The organism is Streptomyces pyxinicus (assembly GCF_024753135.1).
GTDB lineage: Bacteria > Actinomycetota > Actinomycetes > Streptomycetales > Streptomycetaceae > Streptomyces > Streptomyces pyxinicus.
Genome location: NZ_JANUGP010000028.1, coordinates 67,452 through 87,046 on the forward strand (window position 1 = coordinate 67,452; position 19,595 = coordinate 87,046).

16 protein-coding genes are annotated in these 19,595 nt (G+C 73.6%); 5 read left to right on the forward strand and 11 right to left on the reverse strand.

Features of this window, described 5'->3' with window-relative positions; all coding sequences use genetic code 11:
* Positions 1 to 14: 14 nt before the first annotated feature.
* The 3 genes from sucB to NX794_RS28790 all read right to left on the reverse strand — a co-directional run bounded on the left by sucB (position 15) and on the right by NX794_RS28790 (position 5,085).
* Positions 15 to 1,832: a 2-oxoglutarate dehydrogenase, E2 component, dihydrolipoamide succinyltransferase gene (gene sucB / locus NX794_RS28780; protein ID WP_258782196.1), complete on the reverse strand. Its 1,818-nt coding sequence runs from the start codon at positions 1,830 to 1,832 to the stop codon at positions 15 to 17.
* A 63-nt stretch (positions 1,833 to 1,895) separates the two neighbouring features.
* On the reverse strand, positions 1,896 to 3,284 hold the full coding sequence (gene lpdA, locus NX794_RS28785) for a dihydrolipoyl dehydrogenase (protein WP_258782198.1): 1,389 nt from the start codon (positions 3,282 to 3,284) through the stop codon (positions 1,896 to 1,898).
* Between the two features lie 256 nt (positions 3,285 to 3,540).
* Positions 3,541 to 5,085 carry a leucyl aminopeptidase gene (locus NX794_RS28790; RefSeq protein ID WP_258782199.1) on the reverse strand — a complete coding sequence of 515 codons (1,545 nt, stop codon included), beginning with the start codon at positions 5,083 to 5,085 and terminating at the stop codon, positions 3,541 to 3,543.
* Between the two features lie 385 nt (positions 5,086 to 5,470).
* On the opposite strand from NX794_RS28790, the gene NX794_RS28795 reads away from it, so the two are divergent.
* On the forward strand, positions 5,471 to 7,507 hold the full coding sequence (locus NX794_RS28795; RefSeq protein ID WP_258782200.1) for a hypothetical protein: 2,037 nt from the start codon (positions 5,471 to 5,473) through the stop codon (positions 7,505 to 7,507).
* Between the two features lie 95 nt (positions 7,508 to 7,602).
* Here the strand turns inward: NX794_RS28795 and NX794_RS28800 are convergent, their stop codons facing one another.
* The gene (locus NX794_RS28800) at positions 7,603 to 8,400 is read right to left on the reverse strand and encodes an adenosylcobinamide-GDP ribazoletransferase (RefSeq protein ID WP_258782201.1); all 798 of its coding nucleotides are present in this window, start codon (positions 8,398 to 8,400) and stop codon (positions 7,603 to 7,605) included.
* 60 nt (positions 8,401 to 8,460) lie between these two features.
* On the opposite strand from NX794_RS28800, the gene NX794_RS28805 reads away from it, so the two are divergent.
* The gene (locus NX794_RS28805; RefSeq protein ID WP_258782202.1) at positions 8,461 to 9,225 is read left to right on the forward strand and encodes a hypothetical protein; all 765 of its coding nucleotides are present in this window, start codon (positions 8,461 to 8,463) and stop codon (positions 9,223 to 9,225) included.
* On the opposite strand, the gene NX794_RS28810 is transcribed toward NX794_RS28805, so the two are convergent.
* From NX794_RS28810 to cobT, 3 genes are all read right to left on the reverse strand, one after another.
* Positions 9,165 to 9,911, reverse strand: coding sequence for a hypothetical protein (locus NX794_RS28810; RefSeq protein WP_258782203.1), 747 nt, complete (start codon positions 9,909 to 9,911; stop codon positions 9,165 to 9,167). The two genes, NX794_RS28805 and NX794_RS28810, sit on opposite strands and share 61 nt — an antisense overlap.
* 22 nt (positions 9,912 to 9,933) lie before the next feature.
* A complete protein-coding gene (locus NX794_RS28815) occupies positions 9,934 to 11,730 on the reverse strand; it encodes a phosphatidylglycerol lysyltransferase domain-containing protein (RefSeq protein ID WP_258782204.1) in 1,797 nt (598 codons plus the stop codon).
* A 457-nt stretch (positions 11,731 to 12,187) separates the two neighbouring features.
* Complete coding sequence (cobT, locus tag NX794_RS28820) at positions 12,188 to 13,270, reverse strand: nicotinate-nucleotide--dimethylbenzimidazole phosphoribosyltransferase (protein WP_258782205.1); 1,083 nt, start codon at positions 13,268 to 13,270, stop codon at positions 12,188 to 12,190.
* Positions 13,271 to 13,412: 142 nt separating this feature from the next.
* Between cobT and NX794_RS28825 the strand changes: the two genes are divergently transcribed.
* Complete coding sequence (locus NX794_RS28825; protein WP_258782231.1) at positions 13,413 to 14,390, forward strand: class I SAM-dependent methyltransferase; 978 nt, start codon at positions 13,413 to 13,415, stop codon at positions 14,388 to 14,390.
* Between the two features lie 4 nt (positions 14,391 to 14,394).
* On the opposite strand, the gene NX794_RS28830 is transcribed toward NX794_RS28825, so the two are convergent.
* Positions 14,395 to 15,597: a bifunctional adenosylcobinamide kinase/adenosylcobinamide-phosphate guanylyltransferase gene (locus NX794_RS28830; protein ID WP_258782206.1), complete on the reverse strand. Its 1,203-nt coding sequence runs from the start codon at positions 15,595 to 15,597 to the stop codon at positions 14,395 to 14,397.
* A 79-nt stretch (positions 15,598 to 15,676) separates the two neighbouring features.
* On the opposite strand from NX794_RS28830, the gene NX794_RS28835 reads away from it, so the two are divergent.
* On the forward strand, positions 15,677 to 15,889 hold the full coding sequence (locus NX794_RS28835) for a hypothetical protein (RefSeq protein WP_258782207.1): 213 nt from the start codon (positions 15,677 to 15,679) through the stop codon (positions 15,887 to 15,889).
* Positions 15,890 to 15,941: 52 nt separating this feature from the next.
* Here the strand turns inward: NX794_RS28835 and NX794_RS28840 are convergent, their stop codons facing one another.
* The 3 genes from NX794_RS28840 to NX794_RS28850 all read right to left on the reverse strand — a co-directional run bounded on the left by NX794_RS28840 (position 15,942) and on the right by NX794_RS28850 (position 18,512).
* Entirely contained in the window at positions 15,942 to 17,006 is a 1,065-nt protein-coding gene (locus tag NX794_RS28840; RefSeq protein WP_258782208.1) for a S1C family serine protease, read from the reverse strand.
* Between the two features lie 91 nt (positions 17,007 to 17,097).
* Positions 17,098 to 17,799, reverse strand: coding sequence for a class I SAM-dependent methyltransferase (locus NX794_RS28845; protein ID WP_258782209.1), 702 nt, complete (start codon positions 17,797 to 17,799; stop codon positions 17,098 to 17,100).
* An 83-nt stretch (positions 17,800 to 17,882) separates the two neighbouring features.
* Positions 17,883 to 18,512, reverse strand: coding sequence for a DUF3043 domain-containing protein (locus NX794_RS28850; RefSeq protein ID WP_258782210.1), 630 nt, complete (start codon positions 18,510 to 18,512; stop codon positions 17,883 to 17,885).
* 269 nt (positions 18,513 to 18,781) lie between these two features.
* Here NX794_RS28850 and NX794_RS28855 point away from each other — a divergent pair, with 269 nt between their 5' ends.
* A complete protein-coding gene (locus NX794_RS28855; RefSeq protein ID WP_258782211.1) occupies positions 18,782 to 19,579 on the forward strand; it encodes a PspA/IM30 family protein in 798 nt (265 codons plus the stop codon).
* Positions 19,580 to 19,595 lie beyond the last annotated feature (16 nt).

Genomic DNA, 19,595 nt, shown 5'->3' on the forward strand with positions numbered 1-19,595 from the left:
TGTGACCAGGCGGATCAGAGGCCGAGCTCGACCTCGAACTCGCCCGCCTCCAGGATCGCCTTGACCGCCGTCAGGTAACGGGCCGCGTCGGCGCCGTCCACCAGGCGGTGGTCGTAGGAGAGGGTCAGGTAGGTCATGTCGCGGACGCCGATGACCGTGCCCTCCTCGGTCTCGATGACGGCCGGACGCTTGACCGTGGCACCGATGCCCAGGATCGCGACCTGGCCCGGCGGCACGATGATCGTGTCGAACAGCGCGCCGCGCGAGCCGGTGTTGGAGATGGTGAAGGTCGCGCCGGACAGCTCGTCCGGGGTGATCTTGTTGGCGCGGACCTTGCCGGCCAGCTCCGCCGTGGCCTTGGCGATGCCCGCGAGGTTGAGGTCGCCGGCCCGCTTGATGACCGGGGTCATCAGGCCCTTCTCGGAGTCCACCGCGATACCGATGTTCTCGGTGTCGAAGTAGGTGATCGTGCCCTCGGCCTCGTTGATCTTGGCGTTGACGACCGCGTGGGCCTTCAGCGCCTGCGCGGCGGCCTTGACGAAGAACGGCATCGGAGAGAGCTTGACGCCCTCGCGGGCCGCGAACGAGTCCTTCGCCCGGGCGCGCAGCTTCATCAGGCGGGTGACGTCGACCTCGACGACCGACGACAGCTGCGCCTGCTCGCGCAGCGCCTTGACCATGTTGTCGCCGATGACCTTGCGGATGCGCGGCATCTTCACGGTCTGGCCGCGCAGCGAGGAGACCTCCAGCGCGGGCGCCGCCTTCTTGGCGGCCGGGGCGGCGGCGGCCGGAGCCGGCGCGGGCGCCTTGGCGGCCTCGGCCGCGGCGATGACGTCCTGCTTGCGGATACGGCCGCCGACGCCGGTGCCCTTGACGCCGGCCAGGTCGACGCCGTTCTCGGCGGCGAGCTTGCGCACCAGCGGGGTCACGTACGCGCCCTCGTCCGTCGCCTGGGTGGCGGTCGGGGAGGTCGGCGCGGTGGCCGGGGCGGCCGGAGCCGGAGCCGGGGCGGGCGCCGGGGCCGGTGCCGACGGGGCCGGCTCGGGGGCCGGGGTCGTCTCCTGCTGCGGAGCCGGAGCCGACGGCGCCTGCGGGGCGGCCGGGGCCGGGGCAGGGGCCGGAGCCTCAGCGGGCGCCTCGGGGGCGGCCGGGGCAGCGGCCTCGGGCGCCGGAGCGGCGGCCGGCGCGGCACCCGGGGCACCGATGACGGCGAGCTTGGCGCCGACCTCGGCCGTCTCGTCCTCGCCGACCACGATCTCCAGCAGCACACCGGCGGTCGGGGCCGGGATCTCGGTGTCGACCTTGTCGGTGGACACTTCGAGCAGCGGCTCGTCGGCCTCGACGGAGTCGCCGACCGACTTCAGCCAGCGGGTGACGGTGCCCTCGGTGACGGACTCACCGAGCGCGGGCAGCACCACGTCGGTGCCCTCGGCGGAACCGCCGCCGGAGGTGGCCTCGGCGGTCGGAGCCGGGGCGGGGGCCGCCTGCTCGGTGGACGGGGCGGCGGCCTGCGGGGCCGGCTCGGGCTCGGCCGCCGCAGCGGGCTCGGGCTCGGGCTCGGGCTCGGCGGCCGGGGCGGCCGCGGGGGCGCCGGAACCGTCGTCGATCAGGGCCAGCTCGGCGCCGACCTCGACGGTCTCGTCCTCGGCGACCTTGATGGAGGACAGCACGCCGGAGGCGGGCGAGGGGATCTCGGTGTCGACCTTGTCGGTCGAGACTTCGAGCAGCGGCTCGTCGGCCTCGACGCGCTCGCCCTCGGCCTTCAGCCAGCGGGTGACAGTGCCCTCGGTGACGCTCTCACCGAGCGCCGGAAGGGTTACGGAAACCGCCATGGTTTCGGTTGCTCCTTACGAATTGCGGAAAGTCTGTGTCGTCGCGCCCGAAGACGGAAGGCGTCAGTCGTGCATGTGGAGGGGCTTGCCCGCCAGCGCCAGGTGGGCCTCGCCGAGCGCCTCGTTCTGCGTCGGGTGGGCGTGGATGAGCTGGGCGACCTCGGCCGGCAGCGCCTCCCAGTTGTAGATCAGCTGGGCCTCGCCGACCTGCTCGCCCATGCGATCGCCCACCATGTGGACGCCGACCACGGCACCGTCCTTGACCTGGACGAGCTTGATCTCGCCCGCGGTCTTCAGGATGCGGCTCTTGCCGTTGCCGCCGAGCGGGAACTTGATGGAGACGACCTTGTCCGCGCCGTAGACCTCCTTGGCCTTGGCCTCGGTGACACCGACGGAGGCGACCTCCGGGTGGCAGTACGTCACCCGCGGGACGCCGTCGTAGTCGATGGGAACGACCTTCAGACCGGCCAGCCGCTCCGCCACCAGGATGCCCTCGGCGAAGCCGACGTGCGCGAGCTGGAGGGTCGGGACGAGGTCACCGACGGCGGAGATGGTCGGGACGTTGGTCCGCATGTACTCGTCGACCAGGACGTAGCCGCGGTCCATGGCGACACCCTGCTCCTCGTAGCCGAGGCCCTGGGAGACCGGGCCGCGGCCGACGGCGACGAGCAGGATCTCGGCCTCGAACTCCTTGCCGTCGGCGAGGGTGACCTTGACGCCGTCCTGGGTGTACTCGGCCTTCTGGAAGAAGGTGCCGAGGCTGAACTTGATGCCGCGCTTGCGGAACGCGCGCTCCAGAAGCTTCGAGGAGTTCTCGTCCTCGACCGGGACGAGGTGCTTCAGGCCCTCGACGACCGTGACCTCGGCGCCGAAGGACTTCCACGCCGAGGCGAACTCGACGCCGATGACGCCGCCGCCCAGGATGATCGCGGACTTCGGCACGCGGTCCAGGACGAGGGCGTGGTCGGAGGAGATGATCCGGTCGCCGTCGATCTCCAGGCCCGGCAGCGACTTCGGCACGGAGCCGGTCGCCAGCAGCACGTGACGGCCCTGGACGCGCTGACCGTTGACGTCGACGGAGGTGGGGGAGGACAGCCGGCCCTCACCCTCGATGTACGTCACCTTGCGGGACGCGATCAGACCCTGGAGGCCCTTGTACAGGCCCGAGATCACGTCGTCCTTGTACTTGTGGACGGCCGGGACGTCGATGCCCTCCAGCGTGGCCTTGACGCCGAACTGCTCGCTCTCGCGGGCCTGGTCGGCGATCTCGCCCGCGTGCAGCAGGGCCTTGGTGGGGATGCACCCCTTGTGCAGGCAGGTGCCGCCGACCTTGTCCTTCTCGATCAGGGCGACGTCCAGGCCCAGCTGCGCCCCGCGCAGGGCCGCGGCGTAACCACCGCTACCACCGCCGAGGATCACTAGGTCGAAAACGGTGCTGGCGTCGTTCGCCACGTCACGTCCTCCATGCATGTGCGCCTGACGCCGGTCTGCGGTGACCGGCGGGCGGCTGGTGTCCGGCCGCTTGATGCTTCGGCCCTTCGGTGGGGGCCCTGTCCTGCCGGGCTCCATCTTTGCACTTGTTCCAGGCGTACGAGACGCGGGGCCTTGGTGTGATACACCCCACGTGCGCACGGACCGGGGGCGTGGGGAGCGGCGCGAGCGGCCCCCACGCCCCCGGCGTCGCCGTACCGTGGCGGCGACCGGACCGTCAGCCCAGTTCACCCTCGGCGGTCAGCTCCGCCAGCCGCACCAGCGTGCGCACCGCGGTGCCGGTACCACCCTTGGGCGTGTACCCGAAGGGGCCGCCCTCGTTGAACGCCGGGCCGGCGATGTCGAGGTGCGCCCAGGTGATGCCCTCGCCGACGAACTCACGCAGGAACAGACCGGCGACCAGGCCGCCGCCCATCCGCTCACCCATGTTCGCGATATCGGCGACCGGGGACTCCATGCCCTTGCGCAGGTGCTCCGGCAGCGGCATCGGCCAGGCCGGCTCGCCGACCTCCTCGGCCGCCTCGTGGAGGGTGGAGCGGAACGCGTCGTCGTTGGCCATGACGCCGAAGGTGCGGCTGCCCAGCGCCAGCATCATCGCGCCGGTCAGCGTGGCGACGTCCACGATCGCGTCCGGGTTCTCCTGCGAGGCCGCCCACAGCGCGTCGGCCAGCACCAGGCGGCCCTCGGCGTCGGTGTTGAGCACCTCGACCGTCTTGCCGCTGTACATGCGCAGCACGTCACCGGGGCGCACCGCGGAGCCGGACGGCATGTTCTCGGCCAGCGCCAGCCAGCCGGTGACGTTGACGTGGAGGCCGAGGCGGGCGGCGGCGACGACCGCGGCGAACACGGCGGCGGCGCCGCTCATGTCGCACTTCATCGTCTCGTTGTGCCCGGCCGGCTTCAGGGAGATGCCGCCCGAGTCGTAGGTGATGCCCTTGCCCACGTAGGCGAGGTGCTTGTCCGCCTTGGAGTGGGTGTACGACAGCTTCACCAGGCGCGGGGTCGCGGCCGAGCCGCCACCGACCCCGAGGAGGCCGCCGTAGCCGCCCTTGACCAGCGCCTTCTCGTCGAGCACCTGCACCTTGATGCCGTGCTCCTTGGCGGCGGCCTGGGCGATGGCGGCGAAGATCTCGGGGGTGAGGTCGTTCGGCGGGGTGTTGATCAGGTCGCGGGCGCGGTTCAGCTCCTCGGAGACCGCGACCGCGCGGGCCACGGCGCCCTTGTGGGCGGCGTCGCGCGGCTTGCCGCCGAGCAGCACGGCCTCGGCCAGCGGGGCCTTGCCGTTCTTGGCGCGCTCCTTCGCGGAGGTGCCGGTGTCCTTGTAGGTGTCGAAGGAGTAGGCGCCGAGCAGCACGCCCTCGCCGATCGCCTCGATCGCGCCGGGGCCGTCGACGGGCAGCGCGAACGCGGCCTTCTTGGCGCCGACGAGCGCGCGGGCGGCCACACCGGCGGCCCGGCGCAGCACCTCGGCGCCGTGGCCGGCGTCGTCGGCCTCCTCGGCGTCGGGCGCCGCGCCCAGGCCGACCGCCACCACGAGCGGGGCCTTGAAACCGGCCGGGGCGGGCAGCTTCGTCAGCTCGCCCTCGGCACCCGAGGCGCCGAGGGTCTCCAGGACGCCGGCCAGCTTGCCGTCGTACGCCTTGTCCACGGCCTCGGCGCCCGGTGCGACGACGGGTCCCTTGGCGCCCTTGGCGACACCGATCACGAGCGCGTCGGCCCGCAGGCCGGGCGCCGCGGAGGTGCTGAGAGTCAGAGCAGTCACGGTGGTGAGATCTCGCTTCCGATGTGAAGTTTCTGTGGCCGTTGCGATCCTCGGTCACCCTGTGGGGAGACCGCCGCAAGGGGTGGGGTCGACCGGCCCCGGAGCCGACCCTAGGCCCAGGTCCGGGAACCAGTGGCGACCGGGGCCTTCACCCTGTCGGCGAACACCCGGGACGAGACTACGCGCGTACCGGCGTTCGCTCATTCCTTCGGGTGTTCACCCCTCCGTGGCGCGGTGGCCACTTCCGGCCCGTCCGGGGTGGTGACTTGGGTCACACTCGTCCGGTTCCGACAGGTCCCGTCTTCGCCGCTTCGCATGATGTCCACTGATTCTCCGCGGATCCATCACGGATCGGCCGCGGGGTCCTGCTGGGGGGAGAACTGTCATGACGCGACGGCTGCACCGCTTGAGAGCGCTCGGCGTCACCGCCGCCGTGGGGCTGATCGGCGTGGGCCTGGCCGCGCCGGACGCGTCGGCCGCCACCGCGCCGCGCGTCGACCTCCGGGTCCTGGTCGTGGACGACGGGGCGGGGCCGGTCGGGGCGGTCACCGCCCAACTGCGCGGCGAGGGCGTCCCGTACACCACCGTCGACCTGGACGACGCCGGCCGGCCCACGCTCACGAGCGCCTTCCTGAGCGACACCGCCGGCGGCCGGCCCCGGGCGAAGTACCAGGGCGTGGTCCTGCCGAACGAGGCCCCGTTCGGCGCGGGTTCGGCCGAGCAGACGGCCCTGGAGGCGTACGAGAGGACCTACGGCATCCCGCAACTGGACGCCTACACCTGGGCCCACCCCGAGGTCGGGCTCGACCACACCGACGCGGGCGGCTACGCGGGGCCCCTGGACGGCCGGACCGCCACCGTCAGCGCGGCCGGGAAGGCGGGCCCCTTCGGGTATCTGAAGGGGCCCTTCTCCTTCGAGGACAACTCGGCCTCCGTGGACGAGAGTTACGGCTTCGTCGCGCATCCCCGCACCGGCTTCACCAGCTATGTCGACACCGCCGTCCCCGGCGGCACCGGCACCGGCAGCCTGCTCGGCGAGTACGCGCACGACGGCCGCCGCGAGCTGGTCGTCACCTTCGCCTACAACCAGTACCAGCAGCAGTTCCGGGTGCTGGCCCGGGGCATGGTCGAGTGGCTGACCCAGGGCGTCCACCTCGGGCAGGCCCGCAACTACTTCGCCGTGCACGTGGACGACGTCTTCGCGCCGGACGCCCGCTGGGACCCCGAGCGCGACTGCACCCCGGGCGACATCGACTGCGCGGGCGGCACCGAGGACGACACCGGGACGCCGATCCGGATGACGCCGGCCGACGCGCAGTACGCGGCGCGGTGGGAGCAGAGCCACGGCTTCACCCTCGACCTGGTCTACAACGCGGGCGCCGGCGAGGAGTGGAAGGAGGAGCACGACGGCAAGGACCCGCTGACCGACCAGCTCCTGAAGGACAGGTCCCGGTACCGGTGGGTGAACCACACCTACACCCACCTCTTCCTCGGCTGCATCCAGGACGCCACGACCGTGCCGTGGACCTGCGCGAAGAACGCCGACGGCTCCACGCGCTGGGTGAGCCGCTCGGACATCTCCGGACAGATCTCCGACAACTACGACTGGGGGCTGCTGCACGGCCTGCCCCTGGACCGCTCCGAACTGGTCACCGGTGAGCACTCCGGCCTCAGGACCCTGCCGCAGCAGCCGCAGGACAACCCCGGCCTCGGGCCGGCGCTCGCCGCGAACGGCGTCCGGTGGACCGCCTCGGACAACTCCCGCGAGTCCGCGCAGCGCGCCGTCGGGGGCAGCGTGCTCACCGTGCCGCGCTATCCGATGAACGTGTACTACAACGTCGGCACCAAGGCCGAGATGGCCGACGAGTACAACTGGATCTACACCGCGAAGGCCGACGGCGGCAGCGGCGTCTGCGAGGACAACCCCACCTCCACCTGCCTGCCGACGCCGCTGGACACGGCCACCGGGTTCACCGACACCATCGTGCCCGCCGAGGCCCGCACCGACCTCGGGCACGTGCTGGGCAACGACCCGCGCCCGCACTACGCCCACCAGTCCAACCTGGCCGAGGACCGGCTGCTCTACCCGGTCCTGGACCGCGTACTGGCCGACTACCAGGCGCTGTTCGCCGACAACACCCCGATCGTCAACCTCCGCCAGAGTGCGATCGGCGCCGAACTCAAGAGCCGCGCCACCTGGCAGTCCGCCCTCGACGCGGGCAAGGTCACCGCCTACCGCGTCGGCGACACCGTGACCGCCACGGCCCCCTCCGGCACCCAGATCCCCCTGACGGCCCCCGAAGGCACCCGCCGCCAACAGATCCTGGGCACCACGACCTTCGGCACGCCCTACGCCGGCCAACGCACCTCCTGGACGACGCCGGGCCTCCTCCAGACAGCGGTAACCCTGAAACTCCCGTAATCGAAAGCGCCCCCGAAGGGGCGCGGGGAACTGCGCGGTCGGCCACGGCGAACCCGCACTCGCCGGACGGCCATGCGCACACGCCCCGTCAGGCGCTACGCGCCGAGCGTCAGCGCCACCAGCGCAACGGTCGCCGCCGTCTCCGCCACCGCGCCGAACACGTCCCCGGTGACCCCGCCGAAGCGCCGTACGCACCGGCGGAGCAGCAGTTCCGCCACGGCCACCCCGGCGGCCACCGCGAGAGCGGTCCGTACCGCGTCGTAGCCGCCCAGCCCCGCCCCCGCCGCGCCGGCCGCGACGGTCACCACCGCCGCCACGGCCAGGGCCGCACCCCCCGGCACCACCCCCGCCACCGCCGCCCCCAGCCCCTCCGGGCGCGCCGCCGGTACCCCGGTGCGGGCGGACAGGGTGAGGGCCAGGCGGGCGGTGGTCGCGGAGACGGTCGCGGCCAGCGCGCCCCGGGCCCACGAGCCGTCGTAGAGCTGGGCCAGCGCGGCGACCTGGGCCAGCAGCACCAGAACCAGGGTGAGGACGCCGAACGGCCCGATGTCCGACTGCTTCATGATCCGCAGCGCGTCCTCCGCGGGCTTGCCGCTGCCCAGCCCGTCGGCGGTGTCGGCGAGCCCGTCCAGGTGCAGCCCCCGGGTCAGCGCGGCCGGTACGGCGACCGAGGCGACGGCCGCGAGCAGCGGACCGGCGCCCAGCAGGAGCAGCAGCACCCCGAGCCCGGCCGCGCCCGCGCCGACGACCAGGCCGGCCGACGGAGCGGCCAGCATGCCGCCGCGCGCCGCCTCCCGGTCCCAGCGGCGCACCCGTACGGGCAGCACCGTAAGGGTGCCGAAGGCGAAGCGGAGGCCGTCGGAGACAGCGGAGGAGACGGAGGACGTACGCACCGGCGCAGGTTACCCGGCGGTCGCTGAGCCGCCTCCCGCCCCCGGGGATATGGTGCGCATATGGGGCACTGGTGGGAGCGGAACATCGTGGAGCCGGGCAAGCTCCCGCTGCTGCTGGCCCTCGCCGCCTTCGTGCTGACCTTCGTCGTGACCCGGGTGATCACCCGTCTGATCCGGGCCGGCCGGGGCCCGTTCGGCAACGTCAAGGCGGGCGGCCTGCACATCCACCACGTCGTCCCCGGCGTCCTGCTCACCATCGGCGGCGGGTTCGGCGCCGTCGCCAGCGACCGGCACGGCGCCGGCGGCGCGATCGCCGCCGTCGTCTTCGGCATGGGCACGGGCCTCGTCCTGGACGAGTTCGCGCTGATCCTGCACCTGGACGACGTCTACTGGACCGAGGAGGGCCGGCAGAGCGTCGAGGTCGTCGTCCTCACCGCCGCCCTGGTCGGCCTGCTGCTGGCCGGTTTCTCCCCGTTCGGCGTCAACGACGTCACCCAGCAGGAACTCCAGGACCGCGGCGGCTTCCTCAGCACCATCGCGGTGAACTTCCTCTTCTCGCTCGTCGCCCTCGCCAAGGGCAAGGCACGTATCGCGATCTTCGGGGCCGTGGTGCCGCTCGTCGCACTGGTCGGCGCGCTCCGGCTGGCCCGCCCCGGCTCCCCGTGGGCCCGCCGCTTCTACGGCTCCCGGCCCCGCGCCCGCGCCCGCGCCGCCCTGCGCGCCTACCGCCACGACCGCCGCTGGGCCCGCCCCCGGCGCGTCGTTCAGGACTGGATCGGCGGCAAGCCCGACCCCCGCCCGGCCCGGCTGCCCGACCGCCACTGACCGGCCAGCGCCCGCAGACAGGCGCGTGGATCGTGCCCGTACCGCTGCCGCAGCGCCACTTCCAGGCACAGCAGGCCCACCGCCATCAGCGCGGCCAGATGCTCCTTGCCGGCCAGGTTCTCCTTGACCAGCACCTCCGCCACCATCGCCACGGTCACCGCGCCGGCCGTCAGATACGCGCCGTACCGCCAGGTCGCGAACACCGCGAGCCCCACCACGGCCGCCGAGGGGCCGGTGTCCACCACCTGCGCGTCGCTCCAGGGCAGTCCGAACGGCGCGTGCGGACCCAGGGTGGTGCCCAGCCGCGCGTACAGCGTGCCGGCGAGCGTGGCGACGTAGGCGATGGCCAGCGTCCGCCGCCAGCCCAGGCACAGTTCGGCGATCCCGAACACCAGCAGGATCTGCGCCAGCGCGCCCCACACCGGCAGGTCAAGCGCCGGTACGAACAGCGACAGCGGGGTGCGCAGCAGCGCCTGCCACAGCGGGTCGGCGGCCCGTACGGCGCCCAGGTCCTGCACCGCCTGGAAGCCCCATGACTGGTTCTGCGCGTACTGCAGGAACGCCGTCAGGCACACCGCGGTGAGCGTCATCGGCAGCGCGCGCAGACGCCGGGTCAGCAGCCGCTCGCGTACGGCGGAGTACAGCGGTCCCCATTCGGCGCGGGCCCAGCGGGCCACCGTTCCCATCCAGCGTTCCCCGTCCGTGTGGTCAGCGATGCGAGTCCAGGTGTCTGCGGTGCAGCCACTTGGGCAGTCCCGGCGCCTCCAGGAAGCCTTCCGCGCGGGCCGAGGCGAGGCCGATGCGCAGCAGGTCCGCGCTCTTCTCGAAGAGCAGGAACCGCGGCTCCCAGATGGGCCGGTACTTGGCGTTGGCGCGGTACAGCGACTCGATCTGCCACCAGCGGGAGCAGAAGCTGAGCAGCGACCGCCACAGCCTGAGCACCGGACCGGCACCGAGGCGCGCGCCACGTTCGAAGACCGACCTGAACATCGCGAAGTTGAGCGAGACCTGCGTGATCCCGATCTCGTCGGCCCCCCGCAGCAGTTCGATGACCATGAACTCCATCAGCCCGTTGTCGGAGTCCCGGTCGCGCCGCATCAGGTCGAGCGACAGCCCGTTCGGGCCCCACGGCACGAAGGAGAGCACCGCCCGGAGCCGGCCCTCGGCGTCGGTGCACTCCAGCATCACGCACCGGCCGTCATCGGGGTCGCCGAGCCGGCCGAGCGCCATGCTGAAGCCGCGCTCGGTCGCGCCGTCCCGCCAGTCGTCGGCGCGCTCCAGCAGGTACGCCATCGCGTCCGCCGGGATGTCCTCGTGCCGGCGCACGCGCACCTGGTACCCGGCCCGCTTGACCCGGTTGTAGGCCTGCCGGACGGTGCGCATGGCCCGGCCCTCCAGGGTGAAGTCGGCGACCTCCACGATCGCCTCGTCCCCGAGTTCCAGGGCGTCCAGGCCGTGCCGGGCGTACACCGTCCCGGCCTCCTCGCTCGCGCCCATCACCGCCGGGATCCAGCCGTGCTCCCGGGCCTCGGCGAGCCATGGCGCGATCGCCCCCGGCCAGGCCTCCGGGTCCCCGATCGGGTCACCGGAGGCGAGGCTCACCCCGCCGACGACCCGGTAGGCCACGGCCGCCTTGCCGGTCGGCGACCACACCACGCTCTTCTCCCGGCGCAGCGCGAAATAGCCCAGCGAGTCCCGCTCGCCTTGCCGGTCCAGCAGGGCCCGCAGCCGCTTCTCGTCGTCCTCGGTGAGCGGATCGACGGCGCGCCGGGAGCGGAAGGCGGCGTAGAACACGGCGAGGACCAGGGCGGTGCTGAGCACGTTGACGCTGACGTTGGTCCAGTTCGGCGGGTCGATGCCGGGGAAGCGGGACTCGTCGGCGGCCACCGACACCAGGCGCAGGGTGCCGTAGTGCCAGCGCTCGGGGAAGGCGGAACGGGCCGCGTCCGGCGCGTTGTTGGTGACCGTGACCAGCAGGGCGGCGAGCAGGGAGGCGACCAGTCCGCCGCCGACGGCGACCGTGGCCGCGAGCCGGGGGTTGGAGCGGTCGCCCTTGGCGTAGAACTCCCGGCGGCCGACGAGCAGGGCACCGACGAACGCGGCCGTCAGCCCGAGCGAGATCCAGTTCTGCGGGTACCGCCGGATCTCCGGGAACGCCATGGCGAACGCGAACAGCGCGAGGAACGCGCCGCTGAGCACCAGGTTCAGGATCCACGCGGCCCGCTTGCGGCGGCGCATGGTGATCGCCAGGAACGCGGTGAACAGTCCGGAGGCGAAGCCGGCGGTCAGCAGGTACGGCGTGAAGAAGTCGTCCTGGTTGTGCCGGCGGACGTCCTGGCCGAGCGAGACCCACACGGCGCTGAGGAAGTTGATGAAGGCGACGGTCCGCAGATACCAGACGGCCAGTGCGGCGGCCCGCCGGGACACCCCGGTCGACCGCCGCCCGGCCTCACTCACCCGCCCCGGCTCGACATCCGGCGGAATGGCAATTCGGGCATCTCCCATAGCGGACGATCATATGGCCGCCGGTCCGGCGAACCCCACCATTCCCGCCGGGGGTGAGGCCGGGGGTCGCGCGCCCCTGCCGGGCGGTCCCGCGTGGCTGTAGTCCCGGCTCGTCGGGCCGGTACGGATGTCGGCGCGGTCGTGTCCCGGGTCGGCGGGCCGGTGCGGCCGTGCTCCCGGCCCGGCGGGCGGCGGTTCGGCCCGCCTGCGGGCCCGGTCGGCGCGTGGCGTGGGGCAGCAGACCCGGGTGCCGTCTCTCCCCGCATCCCGGCGGAGCCGGCTCCCGCATCCCCGCCCCGTGGGTCTCCCACACGCCGGCCGGCTCGTCCGCCGTGACGGCGCGCGACCGCGCAACCGGGACGGCGATGGCCGGCGGTGTCCGAACGGCCGGAAACCGACTGCCCCTCGCCGGCCGAACCGGTACCGACTACTCCGGCATAGGCTCCGCCGGTACCGGCTACTCCGGCATAGGCTCCGCCGGTACCGGCTCGGTGTCCACCCGCTCCGGGAGTTCGGCGGCCAGGGCGGCGGCGGCCTGTACCAGGGGGAGGGCCAGCAGCGCGCCCACGCCCTCGCCGAGGGTGACGCCCTGGATGAGGAGGGGCTCCAGGGCCATGCGGTCCAGGGCCTTGGCCTGGCCCGGTTCGCCGCTGTCGTGGGCGGCCAGCCACCAGTCCGGTGCCCGGAAGGCGACCCGCTGGGCGACCAGCGCGCAGGCGGCGGCCACCACGCCGTCGAGGAGCACCGGCAGCTTCCGTACCGCGCACTGCAACAGGAACCCGGTCATCGCCGCGAGGTCGGCGCCGCCGACCGTGGCCAGCAGCTCCAGCTGGTCCCCGAGCACCGGCCGGGCCCGCCGCAGCGCGTCCCGGATGGCCGCGCACTTGCGCATCCACGCCAGGTCGTCGATGGCGAGCCCGCCCCGCCCGGTGACCACGGACGCGTCGGTCCCGCACAGCGCGGCGATCAGCACCGCCGCCGCCGTGGTGCCGCCCACGCTGAGGTCGCCGAGCACCACCAGGTCCGTACCCGAGTCGGCCTCCTCGTCGGCGATCGCGGCACCCGCCCGCACCGCCGCCTCGGCCTCGTCCAGGGTCAGCGCGTCCTCGACGTCGATCCGGCCGCTGCCCCGCCGGACCCGGTGCCGCCCGACCTCCTCGGGGAGGTCGCCCGGGTCGCAGTCCAGGGCCAGGTCCACCACCCGTACCGGTACCTCGTGCCGCCGGGCGAGTACCGCGACCGGGCTGGCCCCCTGAAGCACCGCCCGCACCAGCTCCGCCGCCGAGCCCGCCGGCCGCGCGGACACGCCCAGCTCCGCGATGCCGTGGTCACCGGCGAAGAGGACCACCCGGGGCCGCTCGACCGGCCGCACCGGCACGGCGCCCTGCGCGGCGGCCAGCCACTCGCCCAGCTCGTCCAGCCGTCCGAGCGCCCCGGGCGGCACGCTCTGCCGCTCCCGTCGGGCCTCGGCGTCTCGGCGCACCCCGCCGTCGGGGCGCTCGATCAGATCGGAGAAGTCGTCCAGGTTCAGCCTGCTCATTCGCCGAACAGTACCGCCAGCACCCGAACGCGTCGGCGCCACATGGCCACCACACGGCCACGGCGTCGTTGCACCCGGGATCGGTATCCCATACGTTCCGGTTTGCAGCGGAATGTCGCCAAGGGAGTCGCCCGTGCCGACCATGTCAACCACGCCGTACGTCCCCCCGGACACCACCGACACGTTCCTGGAGCCGCGCCGCGAGAACTGCCCCTGGTGCGGATCGCCCCGGCTGCGCACCCGGCTACGGGCGGCCGATCCGCTACGGCACCGGGCGGGCGCCTTCGCCGTGGACACGTGCCGCGACTGCGCCCACGTCTTCCAGAACCCCCGGCTCACGGCGGAGGGCCTCGCCTTCTTCCACCGGGACTTCTACGAGCGGCAGTTGGCGGAGTTCACCGAGCGGATCGTGTCCCCCCGGGCGGTACGGCACCGGCACCGGGCCACCGCCCACAAGCTCTCCGCGCTGCCCGAGCCGGAGAGCTGGCTGGACGTCGGCACCGGGCACGCCCGCTTCCCGGAGGCCGCCCGGGAGTTCTTCCCGTACACCAGCTTCGACGGCCTCGACCCCACCGCGCGGGTCGAACAGGCGCTGCTGGAGGGGCGGGTCGAGGAGGCCCACCGCGGCTATCTGTCGACACCCGGCACCGCGGCCCGGCTGCGCGCCCGCTACGACGTCGTCAGCCTGTTCCGGCACCTGGAGCACGCCCCCGACCCGCGCGCCGAACTCCGCGCCGCCCTCACGGTGCTGCGGCGCGGCGGGCACCTCGTGGTCGAGAGCCCCGACCCGCGCAGCGCGTTCGCCGCGCTGCTGGGCCGGTGGTGGCTGCCGTACGGCCAGCCGCGCCACCTGCACCTGCTGCCGCTCGGCAACCTGCGCACCGAACTGGAGTCGCTGGGCTGCACGGTCCTGGTGACGGACCGGAGCGGCGCGCACACCCCCTACGACCTCGCGGGGGCCGTCTCCCTGGTCCTGGCCCCCGCGCACCGCGTCGTCCGGGCGGCGGCGAGCCCGCTCCTGGACGTGGCCGCCCTGCTCGACCACGCCCTGGCCCCCCTGCTCCGCCACACCCCGTTCGCCAACGCGTACCGGATCGTGGCCCGCAAGGACCGGGGCTGACCCCTCAGCCGCGCAGCACCACCGCCTGGCCCGCCACGATCAGCAGGACCTGCTCGCACTCCTCGGCGAACAGCGCGTTCAGGCGGCCGAGTTCGTCGCGGTAGCGGCGGCCGGACGCGGTGGCCGGGACGATGCCGGAGCCGACCTCGTTGGAGACGGCCACCACCGTCCGCCGGGTGCGGCGCACCGCCTCGGCCAGCTCCCGCACCCGCTCCCGCAGCGCCTTCTCACCCCCGCCCGCCCACTCGGCGTCGTCCCACGCCCCGACTCCGTCCATCACGTCCGTCAGCCACAGCGACAGGCAGTCGATCAGCAGCGGCGGCCCGTCCTGCGCCAGCAGCGGCACCAGGTCCGTCGTCTCCGTCGTCCGCCACGAGGCCGGCCGCCGCTCCCGGTGCGCGGACACCCGCTCCGCCCACTCCGTGTCCCCGCCGCGCGTCCCCCCGGTCGCCACGTACAGCACCTCCGGGAACGCCTCCAGCCGCCGCTCCGCCTCCACCGACTTCCCCGACCGCGCCCCGCCCAGCACCAGCGCCCGGCGCGGCACGTCCGGCACCTCCTCGTACGCCCCGACCACCAGCGTCGTCCCGTCCGGCACCGCCCGCGCCCCCGCCGCCGCGAGCCGCCGCCGCAGTTCGGGGCCCGGTGGCACGTCGTGGTCGAGGTGCACGGCGACCACGTCCGTGGTCGGGCCCACCGAGCCGACCGCGCGCAGCCGGGCCAGCGCGTCCGGCCGGCCCACCACGTCCGCGAGCACCATGGGGTACGACTCCGCCGTCGCCTGCTCCAGACCCGCCGGCGCGCTGCCCCGCGGCAGGTACAGCAGCCGCTGCCCGTCCGGCCCGGTCACCGCGTACCCGGTACCGCCCGCGTCCATCGCCAGCGCCCGCACCCGATGCCCCGTCAGCAGCGTCAACTCCCGCCCGTCCGGCACCCGCACCGGCGCCGGCAGCCCGGCCGGCACCTCCACCGGGGGCCCGTCGTGCGGATGCGACAGCAGCACCTGCCGTACCCCGCCCAGCGAACGCCCGGCCCGCGCCGCCGCGAACGCCGCGCCCGGGGTCAGGTCGAGCAGCAGCACCCCGTCCACGAGCACGGCGGTCGCCGCCCGCGCGTCCGGCCCGAGCGCGCTCGCGCACACCGCGCAGGGGCAGTCGGGCCGGGGGAGTCCGGCAGGGGCACCAGTACCGAGCAGAGTGATTTCCACGGTCCGATTTTCGCCTGTCTCCGCTGGTCTTGCGCTTCCAGCTAGGCTTCCGGCAGGTGTTGGATCAAAGGAGGCCCACATGACGGCATGGACGTGGCGGTTCGAGAAGGCCGACGGGACGGAGGTCCAGCCCGCCGTGCAGCCGGAGGAGTTCACCACGCAGGGGGACGCCGAGTCCTGGATCGGCGAGCACTGGAAGGCGCTGCTGGAGGGCGGGGCCGACCAGGTGCGGCTGTTCGAGGAGAACGCCGAGATCTACGGGCCGATGAACCTCCACGCCGACGCGGCCTGAGCTTCTCGCGGTCGAGGAGGGGAACCCCCGGCCACCGTGGGGCGGCCCCTCCTCACTGCTCGCCCAGCGTCACCTCCGCCGTCCGGCGCGCGCCGTCCCGGACGTACGTCACCTTCGCGCGCTGCCCCGGCTTCGCCGCCGCCAGGGCCTCCGACAGGGAGGTGAGGGTGGTGACCGGGTCGCCGCCGAGCGCGGTGATGACGTCCCCGGGCCGCAGCCCGGCATTCGCCGCCGCGTCACCGCTCCGGACGGTGACCACCGCCACCCCGGCCGGCTGGTAGGAGTCGTCCACGACCGTCCGCGCCGTGATGCCGAGCGCTGCCCGCCCGGAGTCGACGACCTTGCCCCGCTTGACGATCTGCTCGGCGATCGTCCGCACCATCGACGCCGGGATGGCGAAGCCGATGCCGGCCGCCGCCCCGCCGCCCATCCCGGGGTCGGCCGCCGCCAGCGTCGGGATGCCGATGACCCGCCCGTCCAGGTCGACCAGCGCACCGCCGCTGTTGCCCGGGTTGATGGCCGCCGAGGTCTGCACCATGTTGGCGATGGTGGCGCCCGTACCGCCGCCGCTGCCGCCCTCGCTGACGGTCCGTCCGGTCGCCGAGACGATGCCCTGCGTCACGCTGGACGACAGCCCGAGCGGGGAGCCCATGGCCAGCACGATCTGGCCGACCTCCACCTTCTCCGACTCCCCGAGCACCGCGGGCCGCAGCCCCTCCGGCACCTTGTCCAGCTTGATCACGGCGAGGTCCTGCTCGGGGTAGGAGTAGACCAGACTGGCGGTGAGCGGCTCCTCGCTGTTGGCCGCGGTGACCTTGAAGGTCTTCTCCGAGCCGACCACGTGCGCGTTGGTCACGAGATGCCCGGCGGTATCGTACACCACCCCCGAGCCCAGGTCACGGCTCGCCTGGATCTGCACGACCGAGGGCAGCACGTTCTTGATGACCCTCTGGTACTGGCTCTGCAGATCGGTCGCCGCCAGGGGCGCGGCGGCCCGGGTGGTCGCCGACGTCTGCTGTACGGCGAGCCCCGAGCAGCCGGCGGTCAGGGCCGCGCAGCACACCAGCGCGGCCGTGCCGGCGGCCGTCCGGCGGGCGGGGGTGCGGGAAGCGTCCATGCCCCGAGTCTCACCGCGCGGTGATCACCCGGCCCGCCCGGTTGCCCCGAACGGCCTCAGCCCCGTACGCCGCACAGGTGCACGAGCGGCCTCAGCCCCGTACGCCGCACAGGTGCAGCAGCGCCGCCACCCCGCGGTAGGGGTCGGTGCGCCCGGCCCGCTCCTCGGCAGCCAGCAGCGCGTCCAGGTCGGCCGGGATCGCCGCGTCGTCGGGCGCGGTGTCCGTGAAGACCCGCACGCCGTACCAGGCGTGCAGCGGGGCGGCGATGCCCGCGAGCGTGGCGGTCAGCGTGGCCAGCCGGTCGGCGCGCACGTCCAGGCCGAGACGGTTGCGATAGGCGGTGGTGTCGAACGCGGCCAACGCGCCCGCCCAGTCACCCGACAGGCCCGGGCGCATGGCGAGCACGTCGCCGTTGCGGACCAGCAGGGAGAGCAGCCCGCCCGGGGCCAGCATCCGGGCCAGCCCCGCCACCAGCGGGTCCGGCTCCTCCACGTACATCAGGACGCCGTGGCAGAGCACCACGTCGAAGCTGCCCGGCAGGAAGTGCACGCCGGTGTCCCGTCCATCGCCCTGCACCAGCCGGACCCGCTCCCGGATGCCCTCCGGCTCCGCGTCCAGGGCCCGGCGCGCGGCGCCGATCATCGTCGCGTCCTGCTCGACCCCGGTCACCTGGTGGCCGAGCCGGGCCAGTCGCAGCGCCTGCGTGCCCTGGCCCATGCCCACGTCGAGCACCCGCAGCCGCCGCCCGACCGGGAACCGGCCGGCTATCTGCTCGTCAAGCTGCCGGGCCACCAGCTCCTGGCGTACGACGTCCCGCAGTCCGCCGACCTTGTCCAGCCAGGCGTCGGCCGCGCCCCCGGTGAAAGCGTCAGCGCTCAGGGCCGCTCTCCGCGCTTGACCTGCGGCTTGGGCAGCCGGAGCCGGCGCATCTGGAGCGAACGCATCAGGGCGTACGCGACCGCGCCCCGGGTGTTCTGGTCCGGGAATCGCTCCTTGAGCCGCCCCCGCAGCCGGAGACCGCTGACCGCCGCGTCGAGCACGATCAGCACGATCACGATCAGCCACAGCAGCAGCGCGATGTTCTGGATCTGCGGCACCCGCACCACGCTGAGCACCAGGATCACCACGGCGAGCGGCAGGAAGAACTCCGCCACGTTGAAGCGCGAGTCCACCCAGGCGCGGGCGAACTTGCGGACCGGGCCCTTGTCCCGGGCCGGCAGATAGCGCTCGTCACCGCTGGCCAGCGCCTCGCGCTGACGCTGCAACGCCTGACGGCGGTCCTCGCGCTGACGCTTGGCGGCCTCCTTGCGGTTCGTCGGGGTGGCGGCCACGCTGCGGCGCTGGGACTGGGCCGCACTGCGCTTGGGCGTGGGCCGTCCCTTCGGGGCCTGCGGGTCACGGGTCTGCTTGGAGAGGGTCACCTGCGCCTTGTCGGCGCTCGGGGCCTTCTCTTCCTTGGCACGGCTACGGAACACAAAACCCAAGGGTACGGGCTGCACCGGCATGGACCCCAGCCCGGACGGGAACGATCCCGCAACGCCGGACGTCTGTAGGGGGACAGAGGGGACACACTGGGGGCCACGCCGGGGCCGCGTCGGGGACCGTACCCGGGGCGTCCACTACTCCTCACGCCGGAGGGCCGGCCCTCGCGGTCGTCCTTGGGGATGAGCGCATCGGTCCCCGAACAGTGCGGTAATGGAGGCAGGGCCCGTACTGTGGGTCCTGTCGCAGGATCGGTGAGCCGGAGTCCGTCAGAAGGGGGCGCGCGAAGCCCATGAGCGGTGTCATGAAGCGTATGGGGATGATCTTCCGCGCGAAGGCGAACAAGGCCCTTGACCGGGCCGAGGACCCGCGCGAGACCCTCGACTACTCGTACCAGAAGCAGCTGGAGCTGCTCCAGAAGGTCCGCCGCGGTGTCGCCGACGTGGCGACCAGCCGCAAGCGCCTGGAACTCCAGCTGAACCAGTTGCAGCAGCAGTCGTCCAAGCTGGAGGACCAGGGCCGCAAGGCGCTCGCGCTCGGCCGCGAGGACCTGGCCCGCGAGGCGCTGTCCCGCCGCGCCGCCCTCCAGCAGCAGGTCACCGACCTGGAGACGCAGCACACCACCCTGCAGGGCGAGGAGGAGAAGCTCACCCTCGCGGCCCAGCGCCTGCAGGCCAAGGTGGACGCCTTCCGCACCAAGAAGGAGACCATCAAGGCCACCTACACCGCCGCCCAGGCCCAGACCCGCATCGGCGAGGCCTTCACCGGCATCTCCGAGGAGATGGGCGACGTCGGCATGGCGATCCAGCGCGCCGAGGACAAGACCGCCCAGCTCCAGGCCCGCGCCGGCGCCATCGACGAACTGCTCGCCTCCGGCGCCCTCGACGACCCCTCCGGCACGGCCAAGGACGACATCCAGGCCGAGCTGGACCGGCTCTCCGGTGGTACGGATGTAGAGCTGGAACTGCAGCGCATGAAGGCCGAGCTGGCCGGCGGCACCCCGCAGCAGGCCATCGAGGGCGGCACCGGCCAGGGCCAGCGGCAGTCCCAGCAGCAGCCGCAGGACACCCCGCGCTTCGACAAGCAGTGACCGGTGCCGGGGCCCC